Raw genomic sequence first — 25711 nt, forward strand, 5'->3', positions numbered from 1 at the left:
AAATAATTAAGAAAAATATCCCTAATTGTAATAAATATACTTAGGAATATTCTAATTTTATGTTTGATTATTTATTTTTTTTATTTTTACTACGTTTTCTCAAAATAAATCCAAATATTGCTATCGGAACAATTGCTAATAATGAAAATAATAAATACAGTTTATTATTTTTTGTAACCTTAGATTCGGTTGGCTGAGTTTGTGGTTTAGTAACGATTTGTGGAGTTATGGGATTGGTTGGGACAATTTCAGAATTGCGTTCTGAATTAGGTTTATTTGAAATTTGTGCCATTTTGTTAGCTTCAAAAGTTGCGTTAACTAATCTAGTTTTTCAATCATTTTGATTTGGTTGAATTTTATTAATCATTTCCTCAAGACTTTGTTTATTAGTTGCTGATAAAGTTTTATATTTATCAGTTGTAGAAATTTCCTTTAAAGTGTCAGACTTAGCTTTTTCAACTTCACGATTCCCGTTTAGTTCCGCAATTGCTGATTGAATTGCAACTAAAGTAGCATCAACTTGAGCGGCATTAAGACCATGTTTAAAAGTGTTACTTGTTGTAACTTGACTAGCATCGCTAACCGGACTTGATAAGATACTATTAATTAAATTCACAATTTTTGCATCTTGAGTAGCATTATTAGTTGCTGCTGTAAAAGTTGGAGTTTGCTTAACTGATAAATAATTGTCAAGATCTGTTTTAAATTTAGCAAATTTGGCATTTAAATCAAAGGCAGTTTCAACAACTTTATTAGAATTTTCGATATTTTCATTTTTTGGTTTTGATAAATCAATATTGGCAATTTCTTCTTTTAGTTCATTTTTAGTTGTGTTATCTAAATTTGATAATTTATCAATTGTTTCTTTATTTACCTCAATTGCTTTATTCATTTCTTCTAAATCTTTAACTCTTTGATTTAAATCGGCTAGTGAAGTGGTTGGTAAATTATCACGTGCTCGATCACGCTGTGGTTTAGGAATGTGAATAAAAGTATCAACTTTGTCTTGAGCAGCTTTTAAGTTTTGCTCTCCATTTAAAGCGGCAATAGCTTTTTCGGCTTCAATTTTATCTTCAGCAGATTGAGTTTTTGCTGTTGCTTCTAATAAATTAGTTGCTTTTAAATCTTGTAATTTTTTTAGAACAGCATCTAGTGCTTGTTGTTTTTCTGGATCAGCAACACTGTAATTTGTAGTTGCCTTAGCTGCTTCCAATGCTTTAATGGTCTCATCAATTTCTTTTAAAGTGTCAAGAGCAGCCGTTGCTTTTTGATCAACATCATTAACTTGCGCCATAAATTCAGCATCTGTTACTTCTTGTTTAATTGCATTTTTTGTTGCTTCGCTAAAAGTACTAAATTCACCATCAACTTCAGTTTTTTTTGTAACTTTTTCTTTTAAATCTGCAAGATTCTCATTTCCATCTAGCGCAGATAAAGCTTGTCTAATTTGCTCAGTGGCTGCTTCAACTTGCTCAGCACTAATATTTGTTTTAATATCACCTAATAAATCTTGGGTTGGTTCTGGTGTGGTTGTTGCATCTAAAACAGAAGCAGTGGCATCAGCCACCTTTTGATCTTGAGCTGTTTTGATAGATTCAGTAGCATCCACATAATTTGCTTTAGTCATTTCTGCTTTATAAGCATCATAAGCAGCTTTTAAATCCCCATATTTACTATCAACATTAGTTGCTTTAGCTTCAACTGCAGCAATTTTAGCTTCTATAGTTGCTTGGTCTGCATTAATGTCAATTGTTTTTGCTTCAGCAATATAAGTGTCTTTAGCAGCTTGTGAAAGGTGTTCTAAATTATTAATAATAGTTAAAGTTTGGCCAACTTTAGTATCAATTGCACTAAATTTAGCTGTTGCGGCATCTAATGCTTCCTTATCAGGGTATTTAGCAATGTTATCTAAATCAGTTGCAATTGCTGTTTTAGTATCTGATAATAAATGGATTAAACCGCCAATTATTGTTTTAGCAGCAGCTAAATTTTCATTTCCATCCAAAGCTTCTTTAGTGGCACCCACATCTGTAATTGATTTTTGAGCTTCAGCGCGAATTGTATCATCATACAAGTTTTTAGTTAATTTATCTTTTAAATTTGTAAGCGCTACATCAAAAGCCTGTTTTTCAGCTTCGCTAGCTAATTTATAATCTTTGTCTTCTTTATAATTTTCTAACTCAGCAATTTTTGCCACTAAAGCATCGTGAACATCCAAAGCTTGACTTGCTTTGGTATCAATTGCATTTATTTCAGCTTTAGTATCATTTTCTGGTTTATCTAAGTCAGCTAAAATAGCATTTTTAGTATCATCATTTAATTTATTGTAAATTCCATTAGCATCATTAACTTTAGCTTTAACTTTGTCTTTTTCTTGATCAACTTGTGATAACCCATTTAACGAAGCAAGAGCATCCTTGATTTTATTAATTGCTTGTTCTGCTGATGCTAAAGTTGTTCCGGTTTTGTATGTTTCATTTGTCAATTCTTCTAAATCTGATTCAACATTTGAATAAGTTTTATCTTTTAAAACTAATTCTAAAGCTGCTTTTACCTTATCATTTTGCGCGGTTTTATTTTCATCTGTAGCTTCAGTATATTTTGATTCAGGGAAAATTGATTTATAACTTGCCACTGCTGTTTTTAATTCATCAAACTTAGCATTAATTGCTTGAGCTTCATCAATCAAACTTTGAATTTTAGCTTCAGTTGCACTTTGCTCAGCTTCAACATCAATATTAGCTATTTTTGTTTTGAACTCATTTTGTAGCTCTTGAGATAAGTGATCTAATTTTTCAATTTCTGTATTTGCATCACCAATTTTTGTGTTAATTGCACTAAATTTTGCAACTAATTTATCTAATTTATCCTTACTATCAATTTCAGCTAAATTATTAATTTTAGAAGTTATTGAGTTGCGTTGGGTTGACTCTGGAATATTTGTTAATCCATTAACATCAGCTAGTGCTTTTGTTTTATTATTATCACCATCTAATGCAGTATGTGCATTTTTTAATGGTTCTAAAATTGTTACCATTTCAGCCGGAGTTTTATTGTAAAGATCTTCTGAAGTTAATTTTGATTCTAGTTCTGTTAATTTTGCATCAAATTCAGTTTTTTTAGCTGTATCAGCTAGCTTGTAATTTGCTGTATCTTTGACAGCTTTCATATTAAAATTTTCAGTTATGATTGCTTGATTATCAATTATGGCTTGATTAGCTTTTGTCACAACACCTTGAAGTTTGTCATAAGATGTTGTTGCTTCAGCTGCAATTTTAATTGATTCTTTTGTAGCCTCATTTAATGTATTTCAAGGAGTTTCATTTAATTTATTAGTAACTTTTTTAATCTCGGTGTCACCATTTAATTTTGATAAAGCTGTTTCAATATGCGAAATTGCAGTGTCAAGAGTAGACAAATCGTTAGTTATCAATTTTTTGCCATCAACATTATAATGATTAGTTAATGATGTATCTGTAAAATCGATTAAAACTTTTCTTAGTTCATCTAAAATACCTTGATCAATATTATTAACATTTTGAGTAACATCGTGTTTTTGGTCGCCGATTGTATCAGTATATTTTTTTAACACTTCTTTTAATTTATTTAATTTTTCTTCCAATGAAGTATTTAATGTTGTAGCTTGATTAACAATAGCATCAATTGCTATTTGTGCTGTATCAGTTGTTAAATTGGTAATATCAATTTTTTCTAATTCTACAATGTATTTATCTTTCGTTTCTCTTGTTAAGTGCGATAAATTTTCAATAGCATCTTTGGCAGTTTTTAATTTAGAATCAATTGTAGATAATGTTGCTTTAGCTTCGTGTAATTTTACTCTATTGTCAATTTTTGCAAAATCTTTTAATTTATTTTCAGCTTGTATTTTTTGAGCATTACTTAAATTAGATAAAGCTTTTGTATCATTAATAGTTTGATCTAAATTATTATCCCCATTTAATTTACTATTAGCAAGCTCATCAGTTGTAGAATTAACAAGATTTAAAGCAGTATCTTTTTTAGTAGTATTAAATAAATCTTGTTTTAACTGATCTTTTAAGTCATCAATTAATTTATCAAAAACTTTTTGATTAGCATCATCTGCCAGTTTGTAATTTTTATCAGCTTTTTTAGCTTCTAAATCAGTAATTTTATCATTAAGTTTTTTAACAACTTCTTCCGCTCCATTAATTTTTGGTTCAAGCACATTTAATTTATCTAAATCTGTTTTGGTATTACCCACTCCATTAATTGTAGTTAAGATATCATCTTTAACATTTTGGTCTAGTTTTTCAAATTTAGAATTGTCATTCACTAAATCTGTTAGTTCTTTTTTCTTTTTAGCAATGTTCTCAACCAAAACTGTTTCACCATTTAAATCTGTTTTAGCTTTATTAATTTTAGTAACTGCATCATCAGCATTATTGTTTAATTCATTTAGTAATGTTATTAAATCTTTAGAAGCATCTTCTATTCCAGCTCCAATTTTTAAAGTATCAATATTTTCAGTATTTGTTAATGGCGAAGGTGCTGCGACTGTTGGAGTAAAAACTTTACTTAAAGAACTATAAACAATATTATTTTGCTCATCTTTATTTGTAGCTTCATCATATTTAGTTGTTCCAACTGTTGCAACATAATCATTAAATGCTTTAACAATTCCGCTAGTTGTATCTCCAAATTTATTATTTAAAGTTTTGGCTTGATTTATAATTTCATTAATTTCAGTTTTAAAGGATGCTTCATTTTCTCTGACATTAGTTTTATCAAAGCCATTTAATTCATTCTTAATTTTTTCAATTAATTTATCATCTAAGTGACTTAAAACATCTAACTCATTTAAAGCTGCATTTATTAAGTCTGTTTTTTTAGCTTCTAATGTAATTTCATTAATTTTGGCTTTAGCTTGTTCTTCAGTAATATTGCTAATGTTAATTGCATCCAATTTTGCTATAAGTTCTGATTTTTCAGTTGATGTTAAATTACTTATTGCATCAAAAGCTATTTTAGCTTTGCCAAGTTCGCTATCAATATTAGTAAATAGCGTTTTAGCTGCTGTTAAAGCTGATTTAGAATCAACTTTAGTTAAATCAGAAACCTTATTTGTTGCTTGCGTTTTTTGTGAAGGACTTAAATGATTTAAATTATTAGTGATTTCCTTTTTAACTACTTCTAAGTTTTCTTCCCCATTTAAAGCTGCTTTTGCTTTAGTTGCTTTTGTAACTAAATCATTAAGTGTAGCAGGATCTACATCTAGTATATTTGCTGCTTTAGATGCTTCAGTTTTTAAAGCTGCTAAACTTGTATCAAAGTCACTTTTTTTATTATTAGGAGCTAAGTCATCTGATAATTTATAATCAGTATCTGCCTTGTATGCTTCTAGTTCAACAACCTTATCTTTTAAAGTTTTAAATGCTGTAGCAATATTTAAACCTTTAGCATCTAATGCATCTAGTGTTGAATCATTAGTTGCAGCGTTAATCGCTTCTTCAATTGTTTTTTTTGTTTCTTCATTTAATTCAGTTAGTGGTGATCTAGCTAATTTATCTCTTGATTCTTGCTTACGCTTATTCAATAAACCATCTAAAGTATTAGTTTTACTTGTTCCATCACTAATAAAACCTTGTAAAGTTGTAGCTGTTTCATCATAAATATTATCAGTGCCTACTTTAGCTTCTAGTGTTGCTAAAGCTGTATCAAAAGCATTTTTTTTATCAATTGAGGCTAAAGTATACTTTTCAGTTGCTTGGGCATTTTTCATTTTAGCGATTTCTGATTTTAAATCATCAATTTTATTAGATAATTCAGTTGCTTTAGCTTCAATTGGAACTAAATCATCAATATTATTAACGGTTTCAATTTTAGCTTCAAATGCTTTGATAGTTTCACTATTTAATTTAAAAGGCTCATTTTTTAATTTTGCTTTTAAATTAGCTTTAGCTTTATTTAAATCATTTAAAGTTTTAGCTTCTGTTTTAATTGGAGTTATTTTGGTTTCAAAATTATCCAATATTTCTGTAGTATCATTAACATCAAGGTTGTCAAGACGATCAGAAAAAGTTTTAATTTCATCTGTTGATAAATGAGTTAAATCTTCAATTGCTTTTTTAGCTTCATTAACTTTTTGTTGCTTTTGATTTTTTAAATTTTCTTCACCATTTAATTTTCCAAAAGCTGTATTAATTGCATCAATTGCAGCTTGAACTTTAGTTCCTGTAGTTGCTATAAGTTTAATACTCTCAATACTTGTTCTATTATTTATGGAATCTAATTTTGGGTTGCCTATAACGAGATTAATAGCATTAATAACATCATTATCTAATTTGGTATTATTTGTAGCAAGGTTGTGACTAACTTTACCAATTTCATTAGTATATTCTTTTAATTTTGCTTTCAAAGCATCAAACATATTGTTTGCAGCTTGAAGATCTGTTTTTATTTTATCAAACGCATTTTTATTAGGTGTTTCGGTAGGGTTTTCTATTTTTACTTTTGTCTCTGATTTTGTTGTGTCATCAATGTTTGTTAATGCTGTATTAATAAAATTTTCAGCTTCCGTTTTATTTTGTTGTCCATTTAAATTATTTTTAGCTTTTTCAGCAGCAGTTATTAAATCACTAAAATCTGATTTTGAAAAATCGCTTCAGAGTCTTACTTCTCTTCCATTTTTTGCATGATTTAATTTGTTTTTTAAAAAATCAACTTTTGTGTCAAAATCTGTTTTTAGAGCATTATCAGCTAATCTATAATTCACTTCCGAAGATCTATCTGTTTTATATTTTTCTAATTCATCTAATCTGTTTTTTGCATTAGAATATTCAACGCCTATTTCATAAAGTTTTAATTCAATAGAATTAAGTTGTGTACTATTTTTTGCAGCATCAATTTCATCTGTAATTAATTTTAATATTGCAGAATTTCATTCATTAAAAGGTGCATTTCTTAGTTTGTTTTTTAAGGCGCTTTTTTTAAATTTGATTGCTCAATCCAATTCATTAAATTTATCTATTATATTTTGTCTTAGTTCTTTTATTTTTTCAGGGTTTATTTCATTATCAACATTTTTAGCTGAATCAATAGCTGCATCAAAAGCATTTTTTTTATCTTGTGAAGAGAAATTATAATCAATATTTCTTTTTTTTGGCTCATATTCATTAATTGTAGATTGCAAATTGCTCATTGCTTGATCTAAAAGAAGAGCATTTGTATTAATTTGATCAAATTTTTTGACATACTCTTCGGTTATATTATCACTATTTCGACCTAATCCAGAATTATATGCCGCTAAAGCTTTAGAGTTTAAAACATTTTTTTGCGCAGTTTTTAGATGAGTTTTTCATGAAATTTCACTTTTAGTATTAGTTAAATATCCCCCAATTTGATTTCATGCTTCTAAAAGATTTCCAGCTTGAGATTCAACTTGACCAAAATAAAGATTATCCGTTTCTTTTAAATACTTTTTAGTTGCATCAATTATAGCTTCCAAGTCATTACGCTTTCCCACTTCGGCCATACCAAAATTGCTAAAAAATTCATTAGAAGAATTTTCTATAGTATTTTTAATTTTATTATTAATATCTGTTAGTCAATGCATTCTGTTGTTCAATCCACTAATTTGTGAGGGTCTAAAATGGTCTCAAGAAATTTTGTTAAGTTGATTATCATTTAAATAATTAAATTTCATTCTTATTGCTCAATCTTTGGCAGATTCCCCAACATTAGCTGCACCTATTAAATTATCATCAGGATAAACACCTACAGGATAAGAAGAAACAGCTAATGAAGAAAATAATGGAATTGAAAATAAAGCTAATGAGCTTGTTATTTTTAATGTTTTTTTTGTTTTTGATTTATTTTTTTCCATAAAAACTCCTTTTAAAAATATTTATTTTTAAATAAAAAATATATTATAAAGTGATTATAAGTTTTAATAATTTATATAAATAAATATCTTTTAATTTAAAATACAAAAATATTTTTTATGAAGCAAATCCAATATTAATTTAGTAAATTTTAATATATATATATATATATATATATATATAAAGATATTAGTGCATAAGTTTTAAAATAATTTTTATTTTGTAGAAAATTTTTAGTAAATTTAAACTTTTTATTTTAAAAAAATTCAAAAAAATATTCCCAGTTACAAAAATGTAATTAGGAATATTTTAATTAAAATTTTATTTATTCATTTTTTTTGTTTTGCGACGTTTTCTTAAAATGAATCAGAAAATACTAATCGGAACAATTGCTAATAATGAAAATAATAAATATAGTTTATTATTTGTTCTCACCTTGAATTCGGTTGGTGGAGTTTGTGGTTTAGTAACGATTTGTGAAGTTATGGGATTGGTTGGGACAATTTCAGAATTGCGTTCTGAATTAGGTTTATTTGAAATTTGTGCCATTTTGTTAGCTTCAAAAATTGCGTTAACTAATCTAGTTTTTCAATCATTTTGATTTGGTTGAATTTTATTAATCATTTCTTCAAGATTTTGTTTATTAGTTGCTGATAAAGTTTTATATTTATCAGTTGTAGAAATTTCCTTTAAAGTGTCAAACTTAGCTTTTTCAACTTCATGATTCCCGTTTAGTTCCACAATTGCTGATTGAATTGCAACTAAAGCAGCATCAACTTGAGCGGCATTAAGACCATGTTTAAAAGTGTTGCTTGTTGTAACTTGACTAACATCGCTAACCGGAGTTGATAAGATACTATTAATTAAATTTACAATTTTTGCATCTTGAGTAGCACTATTAGTTGCTGCTGTAAAAGTTGGAGTTTGCTTAACTGATAAATAATTATCAAGATCTGTTTTAAATTTAGCAAATTTGGCATTTAAATCAAAGGCAGTTTCAACAACTTTATTAGAATTTTCGATATTTTCATTTTTTGGTTTTGATAAATCAATATTGGCAATTTCTTCTTTTAGTTCATTTTTAGTTGTGTTATCTAAATTTGATAATTTATCAATTGTTTCTTTGTTTACCTCAATTGCTTTATTCATTTCTTCTAAATCTTTAACTCTTTGATTTAAATCGGCTAGTGAAGTGGTTGGTAAATTATCATGCGCTTGATCACGCTGTGGTTTAGGAATGTGAATAAAAGTATCAACTTTATCTTGAGCAGTCTTTAAGTTTTGCTCTCCATTTAAAGCGGTAATAGCCTTTTCAGCTTCAATTTTTTCTTCTGCGGATTGAGTTTTTGCTGTTGCTTCTAATAAATTAGTTGCTTTTAAATCTTGTAATTTTTTTAGAACAGCATCTAGTGCTTGTTGTTTTTCTGGATCAGCAACACTGTAATTTGTAGTTGCCTTAGCTGCTTCCAATGCTTTAATGGTCTCATCAATTTTTTTTAAAGTGTCAAGAGCAGCCGTTGCTTTTTGATCAACATCATTAACTTGCGCCATAAATTCAGCATCTGTTACTTCTTGTTTAATTGCATTTTTTGTTGCTTCGCTAAAAGTACTAAATTCACCATCAACTTCAGTTTTTTTTGTAACTTTTTCTTTTAAATCTGCAAGATTCTCATTTCCATCTAGCGCAGATAAAGCTTGTCTAATTTGCTCAGTGGCTGCTTCAACTTGCTCAGCACTAATATTTGTTTTAATATCACCTAATAAATCTTGGGTTGGTGCTGGTGTGGTTGTTACATCTAAAACAGAAGCAGTGGCATCAGTCACCTTTTGATCTTGAGCTGTTTTGATAGATTCAGTAGCATCCACATAATTTGCTTTAGTCATTTCTGCTTTATAAGCATCATAAGCAGCTTTTAAATCCCCATATTTAATATCAACATTAGTTGCTTTAGCTTCAACTGCAGCAATTTTAGCTTCTATAGTTGCTTGGTCTGCACTAATGTCAATTGTTTTTGCTTCAGCAATATAAGTGTCTTTAGCAGCTTGTGAAAGGTGTTCTAAATTATTAATAATAGTTAAAGTTTGGCCAACTTTAGTATCAATTGCACTAAATTTAGCTGTTGCGGCATCTAATGCTTTCTTATCAGGGTATTTAGCAATGTTATCTAAATCAGTTGCAATTGCTGTTTTAGTATCTGATAATAAATGGATTAAACCGCCAATTATTGTTTTAGCAGCAGCTAAATTTTCATTTCCATCCAAAGCTTCTTTAGTGGCACCCACATCTGTAATTGATTTTTGAGCTTCAGCGCGAATTGTATCATCATACAAGTTTTTAGTTAATTTATCTTTTAAATTTGTAAGCGCTACATCAAAAGCCTGTTTTTCAGCTTCGCTAGCTAATTTATAATCTTTGTCTTCTTTATAATTTTCTAACTCAGCAATTTTTGCCACTAAAGCATCGTGAACATCCAAAGCTTGATTTGCTTTGGTATCAATTGCATTTATTTCAGCTTTAGTATCATTTTCTGGTTTATCTAAGTCAGCTAAAATAGCATTTTTAGTATCATCATTTAATTTATTGTAAATTCCATCAGCATCATTAACTTTAGCTTTAACTTTGTCTTTTTCTTGATCAACTTGTGATAACCCATTTAACGAAGCAAGAGCATCCTTGATTTTATTAATTGCTTGTTCTGCTGATGCTAAAGTTGTTCCAGTTTTGTATGTTTCATTTGTTAATTCTTTTAAATCTGATTCAACATTTGAATAAGTTTTATCTTTTAAAACTAATTCTAAAGCTGCTTTTACCTTATCATTTTGCGCGGTTTTATTTTCATCTGTAGCTTCAGTATATTTTGATTCAGGGAAAATTGATTTATAACTTGCCACTGCTGTTTTTAATTCATCAAACTTAGCATTAATTGCTTGAGCTTCATCAATCAAACTTTGAATTTTAGCTTCAGTTGCACTTTGCTCAGCTTCAACATTGATGTTGACAATTTTTGTTTTAAACTCATCTTGCAATTCTTGAGATAAGTGATCTAATTTTTCGATTGCTGTATTTGCAACACCAATTTTTGTATTAATTGCACTAAATTTTGCAACTAATTTATCTAATTTATCCTTACTATCAATTTCAGCTAAATTATTAATTTTAGAAGTTATTGAGTTGCGTTGGGTTGACTCTGGAATATTTGTTAATCCATTAACATCAGCTAGTGCTTTTGTTTTATTATTATCACCATCTAATGTAGCATAAGCATTTTTTAGCGGTTCTAAAATTATTGCAATTTCAGCCGAAGTTTTATTGTAAAGATCTTCTGAAGTTAATTTTGATTCTAGTTCTGTTAATTTTGCATCAAATTCAGTTTTTTTAGCTATATCAGCTAGCTTGTAATTTGCTGTATCTTTGACAGCTTTCATATTAAAATTTTCAGTTATGATTGCTTGATTATCAATTATGGCTTGATTAGCTTTTGTCACAACACCTTGAAGTTGGTCATAAGATGTTGCTGCTTCAGCTGCAATTTTAATTGATTCTTTTGTAGCCTCATTTAATGTATTTCAAGGAGTTTCATTTAATTTATTAGTAACTTTTTTAATCTCGGTGTCACCATTTAATTTTGATAAAGCTGTTTCAATATGCGAAATTGCAGTGTCAAGAGTAGGCAAATCGTTGGTTGTTAATTTTTTGCCATCAATATTATAAGGATTAGTTAATGATGTATCTGTAAAATCAATTAAAACTTTTTTTAATTCATCTAAAATAGTTTGATCAATATTATTAACATTTTGAGTAACATCGTGTTTTTGGTCGCCGATTGTATCAGTATATTTTTTTAACACTTCTTTTAATTTAGTTAATTTTTCTTCCAATGAAGTATTTAATGTTGTAGCTGGATTAACAATAGCATCAATTGCTATTTGTGCTGTATCAGTTGTTAAATTGGTAATATCAATTTTTTCTAATTCTACAATGTATTTATCTTTCGTTTCTCTTGTTAAGTGCGATAAATTTTCAATAGCATCTTTGGCAGTTTTTAATTTAGAATCAATTGTAGATAATGTTGCTTTAGCTTCGTGTAATTTTACTCTATTGTCAATTTTTGCAAAATCTTTTAATTTATTTTCAGCTTGTATTTTTTGAGCATTACTTAAATTAGATAAAGCTTTTGCATCATTAATAGTTTGATCTAAATTATTATTCCCATTTAATTTACTATTAGCAAGCTCATCAGTTGTAGAATTAACAAGATTTAAAGCAGTATCTTTTTTAGTAGTATTAAATAAATCTTGTTTTAACTGATCTTTTAAGTCATCAATTAATTTATCAAACGCTTTTTGATTAGCTTCATCTGCTAATTTGTAATTTTTATCAGCTTTTTTAGCTTCTAAATCAGCAATTTTATCATTAATTTTTTTGACAACTTCTGCAGCTGCATTAATTTTTGGTTCAAGCACATTTAATTTATCTAAATCTTTTTTGGTATTACTCACTCCATTAATTGTAGCTAAAATAGTATCCTTAACATCTTGAGCTAATTCCCCAAATTTAGAAGCATCATTTATTAAATCGCTTAGTTCTTTTTTCTTTTTTGCGATATTATCAGCCAAAACTGTTTCACCATTTAAATCTTTTTCAGCCTTATTAATTTTAGCTACTGCATCATCAGCATTAGTGTTTAATTCATTTAGTAATGTTATTAAATTTTTAGAAGCATCATTTATGCCGGCTCCAATTTTTAAACCATCAATATTTTCAGAATTTGTTAGTAAGGCAGGTACTATAATTGTAGGAGTAAAAACTTTACTTAAAGAATTATAAACAATATTATTTTGCTCATCCTTATTTGTAGCTTCATCATATTTAGTTGTCCCAACTGTTGCAACATAATCATTAAATGCTTTAACAATTCCACTAGTTGCATCTCCAAATTTATTATTCAAAGTTTTGGCTTGATTTATAATTTCGTTGATTTTAGTTTTAAGAGATGCTTCATTTTCTGTGGTATTGGTTTTATCAAAACCATTTAATTCATTCTTAATTTTTTCAATTAATTTATCATCTAAGTGACCTAACCCATCAACTTCATTTAATGCCGCATTTATTAAGCCCGTTTTTTTAGCTTCTAATATAATTTCATCAATTTCAGCTTTAGCTTGTTCTTCTGTAATGTCGCTAATGTTAATTGCACCCAATTTTGTTATAAGTTCTGATTTTTCAGTTGATGTTAAATTACTTATTGCATCAAAAGCTGTTTTAGCCTTACCAAGTTCAATATTAATATTAGTAAATAGCATTTCAGTTGCTGTTAAAGCTGATTTAGAATCAACTTTAGTTAAATCAGAAACCTTATTTGTTGCTTGAATTTTTTGGGAAGAACTTAAATGATTTAAATTATCAGCTATTTCTTTTTTAACTGCTTCTAAGTTTTCTTCCCCATTTAAAACAGCTTTTGCTTGAGTTGCTTTTGTAACTAAATCATTAAGTGTAGTAGGATTTTCATCTAAAATACTTGTTGTTTTAGTTAATTCATTTTTTAAAGCTACCACACTTGTATCAAAGCCACCTTTTTTATTATTAGGAGCTATGTCATCTGATAATTTATAATTAACATCTGCCTTGTATGCTTCTAGTTCAACAACCTTATCTTTTAAAGTTTTAAATGCTGTAGCAATATTTAAAGCTTTAGCATCTAATGCATCTAGTGTTGAATCATTAGTTGCAGCGTTAATCGCTTCTTCAATTGTTTTTTTTGTTTCTTCATTTAATTCAGTTAGTGGTGATCTAGCTAATTTATCTCTTGATTCTTGCTTACGCTTATTCAATAAACCATCTAAAGTATTAGTTTTACTTGTTCCATCACTAATAAAACCTTGTAAAGTTGTAGCTGTTTCATCATAAATATTATCAGCACTTACTTTAGCTTCTAGTGTTGCTAAAGCTGTATCAAAAGCAGTTTTTTTATCAATTGAGGCTAAAGTATACTTTTCAGTTGCTTGGGCAGTTTTCATTTTAGCGATTTCTGATTTTAAATCATCAATTTTATTAGATAATTCAGTTGCTTTAGCTTCAATTGGAACTAAATCACTAATCTTAGTAACAGCTCCAATTTTAGCTTCAATTACTGAAATAGTTGGTATATTTAATTTATTAAAAGGTGCATTTTTTAATTTTACTTTTAAATCAGCTTTAGCTTTATTTAAATCATTTAAGTTTTGTGCTTCTTTTTTAATCAAAGTTATTTTTGTTTCGAAATTATCTAATGTTTCTGTAGCATCATTAACATCAAGATTGTCAAGACGATCAGAAAAAGTTTTCTTTTCATCTGTAGATAAATTAGTTAATCCACCAATAGCTGCTTTAGCCTCATTAACTTTCTCTTGCTTTTGATTTTTTAGATTTTCTTTTCCATTTAATTTACCAAGTGCGGTATTAATTGCATCTATTGCAACTTGAACTTTGTCGCCAGTAGTTGCTATTAATTTTCGTGCATTAATATTTGTCCCATTATTAATAGAATCTAATTTTGGTGTATCTATAACTAGATTTAAATCATCAATAACACTTTTATCTAAATTAGTCACATTAGTGGCTAAAGCATGGTTAACCTGCCCGATTTCATCGGTATATTCTTTCAATTTAGTTTTTAAAGCATCAAATTTATTGTTAGCCGCTTCAAGATCAGTCTTAATCTTATTAAGTGTGGCTTTATTAGGTGTTTTAGCTGCATTATCTATTTTAGTTTCTGCTTCTGATTTTGTAGTTTCATCAATATTCGGTAATGAATTAATAATGAAATTTTTAACAGCTTCTTTGTTAGCTAGACCGTTCAAAGCATTTTTAGCGCTTTCTGCTGCTGTTGTAGTAGTGCCAAAATCAGCTTTTGAAGTATCATTTCAAAAATCTAACCCAGATGCATTTCGAGCATTTTCAAGCTTGTTTTTTAATTTGTTTAATTTTGTGTTAAAATCAAGTTTTTTAGCATCATCCGCTAAACGATAATCAATTTCTGAAGCGACATTAATTTTATATTCTTCTAAATCCTTTAACTGATCTTTTGCATTAATGTACTCCGCCCCCATTGTATCTAATTTTGATTCAATAGCAGAAAATTGACTATCTGTTGTAGCCGCTTCAATTTTATCTTCAATTTTTTTTAGTGTTGCTGGATTTCATTCATTAAATGGAGAAGTAGCTAATTTTTCTTTTAATTTAACTTTTTTATCTGAACCATCTAATGCATTAAATTTATTAATAATTTTTTGCTTTAATGTATTTATAGAATTAACATTTAACTCATTAGTTACATTTTCAGCATTTGTTATTGCATTATCAAAAGGATTTTTAGTTCTGGGCGTTGCATAGACATATTTAGCAGTCGTTTTTTTAGCTTTATATTCATTAATGGTAGCTTTTAATTCTTGCATTGCAGTTTCAAGATTATTTATCAAAGTTTCTTTTTTGCTAACTTCACTTTTATATCAATCATTAACTTTATTTACATTTTCATCTATTTTAGAATTATTTAATCTATCGACTTGTTTTTTTAATTCTTCTTTTTGTTGAGAAGTTAAGTTTGTTTTTGAATTTATTTTGGAATTTAAGTCATTAGCAAAACCATTTAATGAATTTCAAACTTTGAAGACCTTTGAACCAAATTTACTTATACTATCGTGATCTGTAGATTGACCTTGGCTAATAAATCTATTTAAAATTGCTTTTTGATCATCAAATTCTTTCTTTTTATCAGAACTTGCCAAATCATAATTTTTTTTAATTGATGCATCTGATATTAATCTGTTCATTAAAACATTGATATCTAATAATCAGTGCATTCTGTTGTTTAAACCTTTAACAAAAAATCTATTATCAATTGTGTGTGGTAACCTAGCAAGATTTCTAGTTTGTTGCGGAGTTATGTAATTATATTTTTGATCCCTAATAAATTGCTCTCAAGTAGGTTTCATAACACCTGTAACAAAATCGCTTGGATAACTAACTCCTGTGCCATGAGGATAAGAAGAAGTAATAAATGAAGCAGTTAATGGAATGGTAGATAATACAAATAAACCAGCAGTTTTTAAAATTTTATTTTTATTGGCTTTCATTATAATCTTTCTATTTTCTAAAAAATATTTTAACTTTTATTTAAACTACAACAATCAATTTAGAATAGTAACGAAAAAATTAATATAGTATTTTTAAATTTTTTTACTAATTTTTAAACACAATCTAATTGAATACTTCAAATTTTAATATATATATATATATATATAAAGGCATTAGTGCATAAGTTTTAAAATAATTTTTATTTTGTAGAAAATTTTTAGTAAATTTAAACTTTTTATTTTAAAAAAATTCAAAAAAATATTCCCAGTTACAAAAATGTAATTAGGAATATTTTAATTAAAATTTTATTTATTCATCTTTTTTGTTTTTGCGACGTTTTCCTAAAATGAATCAGAAAATACTAATCGGAATAATTGCTAACAAAGAAAATAATCAATATAGTTTATTATTTGTTGTCACCTTTAATTCGGTTGGTGGAGTTTGTGGTTTAGTATCAATTTGTGAAGTTTCAGGATTAGTTGGAGTAACTTCGGAATCGCCTTCTGAATTAGGTTTATTTGAAATTTGTGCCATTTTGTTAGCTTCAAAAGTTGCATTAACTAATCTAGTTTTTCAATCATTTTGATTTGGTTGAACCTTATTAATCATTTCTTCAAGATTTTGTTTATTAGTTGTTGATAAAGTTTTATATTTATCTGTTGTAGAAATTTCCTCTATAGTATTAGTCTTAGCGTTTTCAACTTCGCGATTTCCGTTTAGTTCAGCAATTGCAGTTTGAATTGCGGCTAAAGTAGCATCAACTTGAGCGGCATTAAGACCATGTTTAAAAGTGTTACTTGTTGTAACTTGACTAACATCGCTAACCGGACTTGATAAGATACTATTAATTAAATTCACAATTTTTGCATCTTGGTCAGCTTTATTAGTTGCTGCTGTAAAAGTTGGAGTTTGCTTAACTGATAAATAATTGTCAAGATCTGTTTTAAATTTAGCAAATCTGGCATTTAAATCAACGGCAGTTTCAACAACTTTATTAGAATTTTCAATATTTTCATTTTTTGGTTTTGATAAATCAATATTGGCAACTTCTTCTTTTAGTTCATCTTTAGTTGTTTCATTTAAATTTACTAATTTATCGATTTTTTCTTTATTTACCTCAATTGCTTTATTCATTTCTTCTAAATCTTTAACTCTTTGATTTAAATCAGCTAGTGAAGTTGTTGGTAAATTATCACGTGCTTGATCACGCTGTGGTTTAGGAATGTGAATAAAAGTATCAACTTTGTCTTGAGCAGCTTTTAAGTTTTGGTCTCCATTTAAAGCGGCAATAGCTTTTTCGGCTTCAATTTTATCTTCAGTGGATTGAGTTTTTGCTGTTGCTTCTAATAAATTAGTTGCTTTTAAATCTTGTAATCTTTTTAGAACAGCATCTAGTGCTTGTTGTTTTTCTGGATTAGCAACACTGTAATTTGTAGTTGCCTTAGCTGCTTCCAATGCTTTAATGGTCTCATCAATTTCTTTTAAAGTGTCAAGAGCAGCCGTTGCTTTTTGATCAACATCATTAACTTGCGCCATAAATTCAGCATCTGTCACTTCTTGTTTAATTGCATTTTTTGTTGCTTCGCTAAAAGTACTAAATTCACCATCAGCTTCAGTTTTTTTTGTAACTTTTTCTTTTAAATCTGCAAGATTCTCATTTCCATCTAGCGCAGATAAAGCTTGTCTAATTTGCTCAGTCGCTGCTTCAACTTGCTCAGCACTAATATTTGTTTTAATATCACCTAATAAATCTTGGGTTGGTCCTGGTGCGGTTGTTGCATCTAAAACAGAAGCAGTGGCATAAGTCACCTTTTGATCTTGAGCTGTTTTGATAGATTCAGTAGCATCCACATAATTTGCTTTAGTCATTTCTGCTTTATAAGCATCATAAGCAGCTTTTAAATCCCCATATTTACTATCAACATTAGTTGCTTTAGCTTCAACTGCAGCAATTTTAGCTTCTATAGTCGCTTGGCCTTCATTAGTCTCAATTGTTTTTGCTTCAGCGATAAAAGTGTCTTTAGCTACTTGTGAAAGGTGTTCTAAATTATCAATATTAGTTACAGTTTCGCCAACTTTAGTATCAATTGCACTAAATTTAGCTGTTGCGGCATCTAATGCTTCCTTATCACGGTATTTAGCAATGTTATCTAAATCAGTTGCAATTGCTGTTTTAGTATCGGATAATAAATGGGTTAAACCGTCAATTATTGTTTTAGCAGCAGCTAAATTTTCATTTCCATTTAAATCATCTTTAGCATTATTTGCGGCATCAATTGCAGCTTCTGTTTCTGCACGAATTGTATCATCAAATAAATTTTTGCTTACTTGTTCTTCTAATTTAGCTAGTGCAGCATCAAAAGCTTGTTTTTTATCTGGATTAGATAATTTGTAATCTTTATTATCTTTGTATTCTTTTAATTCAGCAATTTTAGCTGCTAAATTATTAGAAACATCCAAAGCTTGACTTGCTTTGGTATCAATTGCATTTATTTCAGCTTTAGTATCATTTTCCGGTTTATCTAAGTCAGCTAAAATAGCATTTTTAGTATCATCATTTAATTTATTGTAAATTCCATCAGCATCATTAACTTTAGCTTTAACTTTGTCTTTTTCTTCTTCAACTTGTGATAACCCATTTAACGAAGCAAGAGCATCCTTAATTTTATTAATTGCTTGTTCTGCTGAAGCTAAAGTTGTTCCAGTTTTGTATGTTTCATTTGTTAATTCTTCTAAATCTGATTCAACATTTGAATAAGTTTTATCTTTTAAGACTGATTCTAAAGCTGTTTTTACTTTATCATTTTGAGTGGTTTTATTTTCAGCTGTAGCTTCAGTATATTTTGGCTCAGGAAAAATTGATTTATAATTTGCCACTGCTGTTTTTAATTCATCAAACTTAGAATTAATTGCTTGAGCTTCGGTGACAAGAGTTTGAATTTTAGTTTCAGTTGCACTTTGCTCAGCTTCAACATCAATATTAGCTATTTTTGTTTTGAACTCATTTTGTAGCTCTTGAGATAAGTGATCTAATTTTTCAATTTCTGTATTTGCATCACCAATTTTTGTGTTAATTGCACTAAATTTTGCAACTAATTTATCTAATTTATCCTTACTATCAATTTCAGCTAAATTATTAATTTTAGAAGTTATTGAGTTGCGTTGGGTTGACTCTGGAATATTTGTTAATCCATTAACATCAGCTAGTGCTTTTGTTTTATTATTATCACCATCTAATGCAGTATGTGCATTTTTTAATGGTTCTAAAATTGTTACCATTTCAGCCGGAGTTTTATTGTAAAGATCTTCTGAAGTTAATTTTGTTTCTAATTCTATTAATTTTGCATCAAATTCAGCTTTTTTAGCTGGTTCCGCTAATTTGTAATTAGGAGAATCTTTTATAGCTTTCATATTAGCGATTTCATTTTTTATTGTTTCATTATCAGTTACAGCTTGATTAGCTTTTGTCACAACTTCTTGAAGTTGATCATAAGATGCAGATCCTTCAGCAGCAGTTCTAATTGAATTTTTTGTAGCATCATTTAAATTATTTCAAGTATCTTCCGCTAATTTATCGGTAACTTTTGTAATTTCAGTATCACCATTTAAATTTGTTAAAGCTGTTTCAATATAAGAAATTGTATTATCAAGAGCTGTTAAATCATTGGTTTTCAATTTTTTGCCATCAATATTGTAAGTATTAGATAATGCAGTATCTGTAATGTCAGCTAAAACTTTTTTTAATTCATCTAAAATAGCTTGATCAATATTATTAACATTTTGAGTGACATCGTGTTTTTGGCTGCTGATTGTATCAGTGTATTTTTTTAACACTTCTTTTAATTTAGTTAATTTTTCTTCCAATGAAGTATTTAATGTTGTAGCTGGATTAACAATATTATCAATTGCAGCTTGTGCTTGATCGGATGTTAAATTAGTGATATCAATTTTTCCTAAATTTTCAATTGCTTTATCTTTTGTAGCTTTTGTTAAATGCGGTAAATCATTAATAGTATCTTTGGCAACTTTTAATTTAGAATCAATTGCAACTAATGTGCTTTCTGCAGTTTGTAATTTTGCTCTATCATTAATTTTGTCAAAATCATTTAATTTAGTTTCAGCTTGAGTTTTTTGATCAGAACTTAAATTATCTAATTTTTTTGCTGTTTCAATCGCTTTTAATAAATTATCATTTCCATTTAATTTACTATTAGCAAGAGTATCGGTTGTGGTATTAACAAGATTTAAAGCAACATCTTTTTTAGCATTATCAAATAAATCTTCTTTTAATTGTTCTTTTAAATCATCAATTAATTTATCAAAGGCTTTTTGATTAGCATCATCTGCCAGTTTGTAATTTTTATCAGTTTTTTTAGCTTCTAAATCAGCGATTTTCTCATTAAGTTTTTTGACAACCTCTGCAGCTGCATTAATTTTTGGTTCAAGATCATTTAATTTATCTAAATCTGCTTTAGTATTACCCACTCCATTAATTGTGGCTAAAATAGTATCCTTAACATCTTGAGCTAATTCCCCAAATTTAGAAGCATCATTTATTAAATCGCTTAGTTCTTTTTTCTTTTTTGCGATATTATCAGCTAAAACTGTTTCACCATTTAAATCTGTTTTAGCTTTATTAATTTTAGTAACTGCATCATCAGCATTATTGTTTAATTCATTTAGTAATGTTATTAAATCTTTAGAAGCATCTTCTATTCCAGATCCAATTTTTAAAGTATCAATATTTTCAGTATTTGTTAGTGGCGAAGGTGCTGTGACTGTTGGAGTAAAAACTTTACTTAAAGAACTATAAACAATATTATTTTGTTCATCTTTATTTGTAGCTTCATCATATTTAGTTGTTCCAACTGTTGCAACATAATCATTAAATGCTTTAACAATTCCACTAGTTGCATCTCCAAATTTATCATTTAAAGTTTTGGCCTTATTTAAAATTTCATCAATTTTATCTTTAAAAGTTGTTTCATTTTCTGCAGTATTAGTTTTATCAAAATCATTTAACTTAGTCTTAATCTTTTCAATTAATTTATCATCTAAATGACTTAAACCATCAACTTCATTTAAGGCTACATTTATTAAGCCTGTTTTTTTAGCTTCTAATGTAATTTCATTAATTTTAACTTTAGCTTGATCTTCAGTTAGATCACTAATATCAATTGCCTCTAGATTTGTTAAAAACGTTGTTTTCTCAGTAGGTTTTAAATTACTTACTCCATCTAAAGTTGTTTTAGCTTTACCAAGTTCGCTATTAATATTAGTAAATAGTGTTTCAGCTGCTTTTAAAGCTGCTTTTGAATCAACTTTCGTTAAATCAGAAACATTATTTGTTGCTTGCGTTTTTTGTGAAGAACTTAAATGATTTAAATTATCAGCAATTTCTTTTTTAACTGCTTCTAAGTTTTCTTTTCCATTTAGATCATCTTTTGCTTTTATTGCTGATGTAACTAGATTATTAATTGTAGTAGGATTTTCATCTAAAATACTTGTTGTTTTAGTTAATTCATTTTTTAAAGCAGCTAAATTTGTATCGAATTCACCTTTGTAATTATTAGGAGCTGCATCATCTGCTAATTTATAATCAGCATTTGATTTATATGGCTCTAATTCAGCAACCTTATCTTTTAAAGTTTTAAATGCTTCAGCAATATTTAAAGCTTTGCTATCTAGTGAATCTAGTTCCGAATTATTAGTTGCATTATTAATTGCTGCTTCAATTGCACTTTTTGTAGCAGTGTTTAATTCAACTAATGGTGAAGTAGTTAATTTATCCCTGGATTCTTGTTTACGTTTATTTAATAAACCATCTAATGCAGCAGTTTTTTCAGCTCCTTCTCTAACAAAACCTTGTAATGTTGTAGCTGTTTCATCATAAATATTATCTGTGTTTACCTTGGCTTCCAATGTTGCTAAAGCTGCTTCAAAAGCAGACTTTTTATCAGCTGAAGCTAGAGTATAATTTTCTGTTGCTTGAGCTGCTTTCATTTTGACAATTTCTGATTTTAAATCATCAATTTTACTAGCTAATTCCGTTGCTTGAGTTTCGATTGGAGTTAATTGATCAATAGCAGTAATAGCATCAATTTTGGCCTCAATTGCTGCAATAGTTGTTGCATTTAATTTATCAAGCGGATTGATTTTTAATTTTGCTTTTAAATTTGCTTTAGCTTTATTTAAATTATCCAAAGTTTCTACTGCTGTTTTAATTGGTGTTATTTTTGTTTGAAAATTAGTTAATGTTTCTGTAGCATCATTAATATTAAGTTCATAAAGTTTATCAGTAAAAGTTTTCTTTTCAGCTGTTGATAAATGAGTTAAATCCTCAATTGCTGTTTTAGCTTCATTAATTTTTTCTTGCTTTTGATTTTTTAAATTTTCTTCACCATTTAGCTTACCGATGGATGTATTAATCGAATTTATTGCCTCTTGAACTTGAGCACCAGTAGTTGCTATTAATTTTCTTCCTTCAAGATTTGTACTATTGCTAATTAAATCTAGTTTAGGAGCATCCATAACTAAATTTAAAGCGTTAATAACTTCATTATCTATTCTAGTGTAGTCTGTAGCAAGATTATGATTAACTTTACCAATTTGATCGGTATATTCTTTTAATTTGTTTTTTAAGGCATCGAAGCTATCATTAGCTGCTTGTAAATCGTTTTTAATTTTTTCAAGTGCAGCTTTATTAGGTGTTTCGGCTGCATTTCCTATTTTAGTTTCGGCTTCTGATTTTGTAGTATCATCAATGTTGGTTAATGAATCATTAATAATTCTTTCAACTTCTGCTTTATTTTCTCGCCCATTTAAATTATTTTTGGCAGTTTCAGCAGCTGTTGCTATAGCACCAAAATCAGATTTTGAAGTGTTATTTCAAAAATCTGTTCCCGATGTGCTTTTAGCATTATCTAATCTATTTTTTAAATCTGCTAATTTTGTATTAAAATCTGCTTTTTTATCTTCATCTGCTAAACGATAATCAGCTTCTGAACTTCTATCTGTTTTGTATTCTTCTAATTCTTGTAATGATGCTTTTGCATTAGTGTATTCTTCTCCAACTGTATCAAGTTTATTGCTTAGATTATCTAATTGGCTATCTGTAGTAGCTGCATCAATTTCATCTTCAATTGTTTTTATGGTTGCTGCATTTCATTCATTAAATGGAGCTGTTGATAATTTTTGTTTTAACTTAATTTTTTTATCAGAACCATCTAGCAAATTAAATTTATTAATAATTTCTTGTCTTAAATTATTTATGGCATCAACGTTTAATTCATTTGTTATATTTTCCCCATTTGTTATCGCATTATCAAAAGAATTTTTGGTTCTAGGTGTTGCATAAACATATTTGGGATCAATTTTTTTAGCCTTATATTCATTAATTGTTGCTTTTAATTGTTGCATCGCTGTATCTAGGTCATCAATTAATTTTTCATTAGCTTTTACAGAATTAAAATATTCTGTATTTACATTATTTTTTACATTTCCTTTTTTGGAATTAGTTAATGCATCTATTTTTAGATTTAATGCACTTTTTTGTGCGTTAGTTAAACTTCTTTTTGAACTAACTCTTTCTTTTAAAAGTTTTGCAAAACCATCAAGATTATTTCATGCTTCAATAATATCATTTCCTATTTTTTCAATATCATAAAAACCTGTATTATCTGTTTCTGTCATAAATTTTTGAGCATCTATTAACAATCTTTCTATTTTGCCTTTTTTTGTATAAGAAGGGTCTTTAATATAATTTTTATAAAACTGAGAACTAGAACTATTGTACTGAGGCCAAATTTCGTTAAATATAGTTCTTAATCACATCATTCGATTATTCAAGCCTTTAACATGAGCTCTTAGTCTATAATCATCTTCAGTACTTCTATAAGGATCTCTAGGAAGTTCAAAAGTAGAGTTAATAGAATTAATTTGGTTTTCTGTTAAATAAGTATATCTACTTCTTCTGATCCATTCTTTTCATGTACCGCTATCATTCCAAGCATGAGTTACGTACTCTGCAGGATATTTATCCACGGGATAAACAGAAGTAATAAAAGATGAAATTAAAGAAAAAGTAGATAAAACAAATAACCCACCTATTTTTTTTGTTTTATTTTTAATTTTTAAATTCTGCATAAAAACTCACTTTCAAAATTTTGTCAATATTATGTATTTACAAAATTTTTAATTTTTTATTTTAAATAATATTTAAGTAATTTAGATTCAAAATTAAGACTTTATAGTATTGGTGTTTTTATATTTTAATATATATATATATATATATATATATATATATATATATATAGCAATAGCCATAAAAAAATGCAAATAATTAAGATTTTGCAGAAAATTTTATCATTATTTAGCTTTTGTACCAAAATTTCATAAATAAAAAATATTCCTAGTTGTAGAAAATACATTTAGGAATATTTAAAAATTTAAGATTATTTTATTAATGTCTTTTTCTTCATTTAGCTGCAAAGAATCCCAAGACTGAAATTGGAATAATTGCAATTAATGATAATAATCATCATATTTTGTTTGGTTTGGAATTGTTATTTGTTATTGGGTTTTGATGAGTAACCACTTTAGTTAAATCACCTTCTTTAGCCCCCTTTAATTCAACAACGCTATCAACATCGCCATTTGTTTTCGCTTTAGAAATTTCTTGATCAATTGCATTTGCTGTTTGAAATGCCCGATCAGCTATTGTAACCACTTCTCTTAATTTTGTATCTCAATCATTTTGATTGCTATTAATTGCATTAATCATTTCTCGTAAGCTATGTTTTGTAGCGTGTGATAAATATTTATATTTTGTATCATTTGCAATTTTGTCAGCCAATTTGGTTTTAGCTTTTTCTACTTCTGCTTTACCATCTAGATCAGCAATTGCATCTTCAATAGTTTTTAAAGACGCATTAATATCAGTTACACTAATACCATTTTTAAAATTATTGACTGTAGTAACATCAGCAGCACTTGTAACAATTGTAGAAAGAATTTTGTTAATTGCATCAACAACTTTTTGATTAACTAAATTGTTATTAGTTGCAGCTGTATAAGTTGGAGTTTGTTGAATAGATAAATATTCATCAAGATCCGCCTTAAAGTCAACAAATTTATCACTTAAAGCAACTACGGTGTCTTTGACATCATTTGAATTTTTAATATTTTTATCTTTTGATTTATTTCAATCAATTACAGCAACATCTGTTTTAAATTTATCTTTAGTATCTTGGTTAATATTTGGAAGTTTATCAATAATATCCTTATTTTTACCAATTGTGTCATTGATATCTTTTAAATCTTTCACTCTTTGATTTAAATCAGTTAATGATGTAGTTGGTAAATTATCGCGCGCTTGATCACGATCAGTTTGAGGAATATGTATAAAAGTGTCAACTTTGTCTTTTGCTTTTTGAAGATTTGTATTTCCATCTAAACTACCTAAAGCATCATTTGCTTTGGTTTTAGCATTAGCTAATTTTGTTGATGTTGAATCATCTAGTAAATTACTATCTTTTAAATTTTTTAATTCCTTTAAAGCATCATCTAAAACTTTTTGTTTTTCATCACTAGCGACTTTGTAATTTGTTGTTGCTTTAGTGTCTTCAAGTTTTTTAATGGTGTCTTCAATTTCTTTTAATGTATTAAGTGCATCTTTAACTTTTTGATCGACTTCTTTTACTTTATTTGCAAAATCAGCTTTATCAACTTCATT

4 protein-coding genes are annotated in these 25711 nt (G+C 27.9%); all 4 read right to left on the reverse strand.

Annotated elements, in window-relative coordinates; genetic code table 4:
• Nucleotides 1–67: 67 nt before the first annotated feature.
• The gene (locus ACW95P_RS01215) at nt 68–7864 is read right to left on the reverse strand and encodes a Smc domain-containing protein (protein ID WP_457961406.1); all 7797 of its coding nucleotides are present in this window, start codon (nt 7862–7864) and stop codon (nt 68–70) included.
• Between the two features lie 319 nt (nt 7865–8183).
• Nucleotides 8184–15977, reverse strand: coding sequence for a hypothetical protein (locus ACW95P_RS01220; RefSeq protein ID WP_457961407.1), 7794 nt, complete (start codon nt 15975–15977; stop codon nt 8184–8186).
• Between the two features lie 310 nt (nt 15978–16287).
• On the reverse strand, nt 16288–24123 hold the full coding sequence (locus ACW95P_RS01225; RefSeq protein ID WP_457961408.1) for a coiled-coil domain-containing protein: 7836 nt from the start codon (nt 24121–24123) through the stop codon (nt 16288–16290).
• A 316-nt stretch (nt 24124–24439) separates the two neighbouring features.
• The coding region (locus ACW95P_RS01230) for a hypothetical protein (RefSeq protein WP_457961409.1) at nt 24440–25711 on the reverse strand (1272 nt) is incomplete at its 5' end.

The organism is Mycoplasma pogonae (assembly GCF_054170725.1).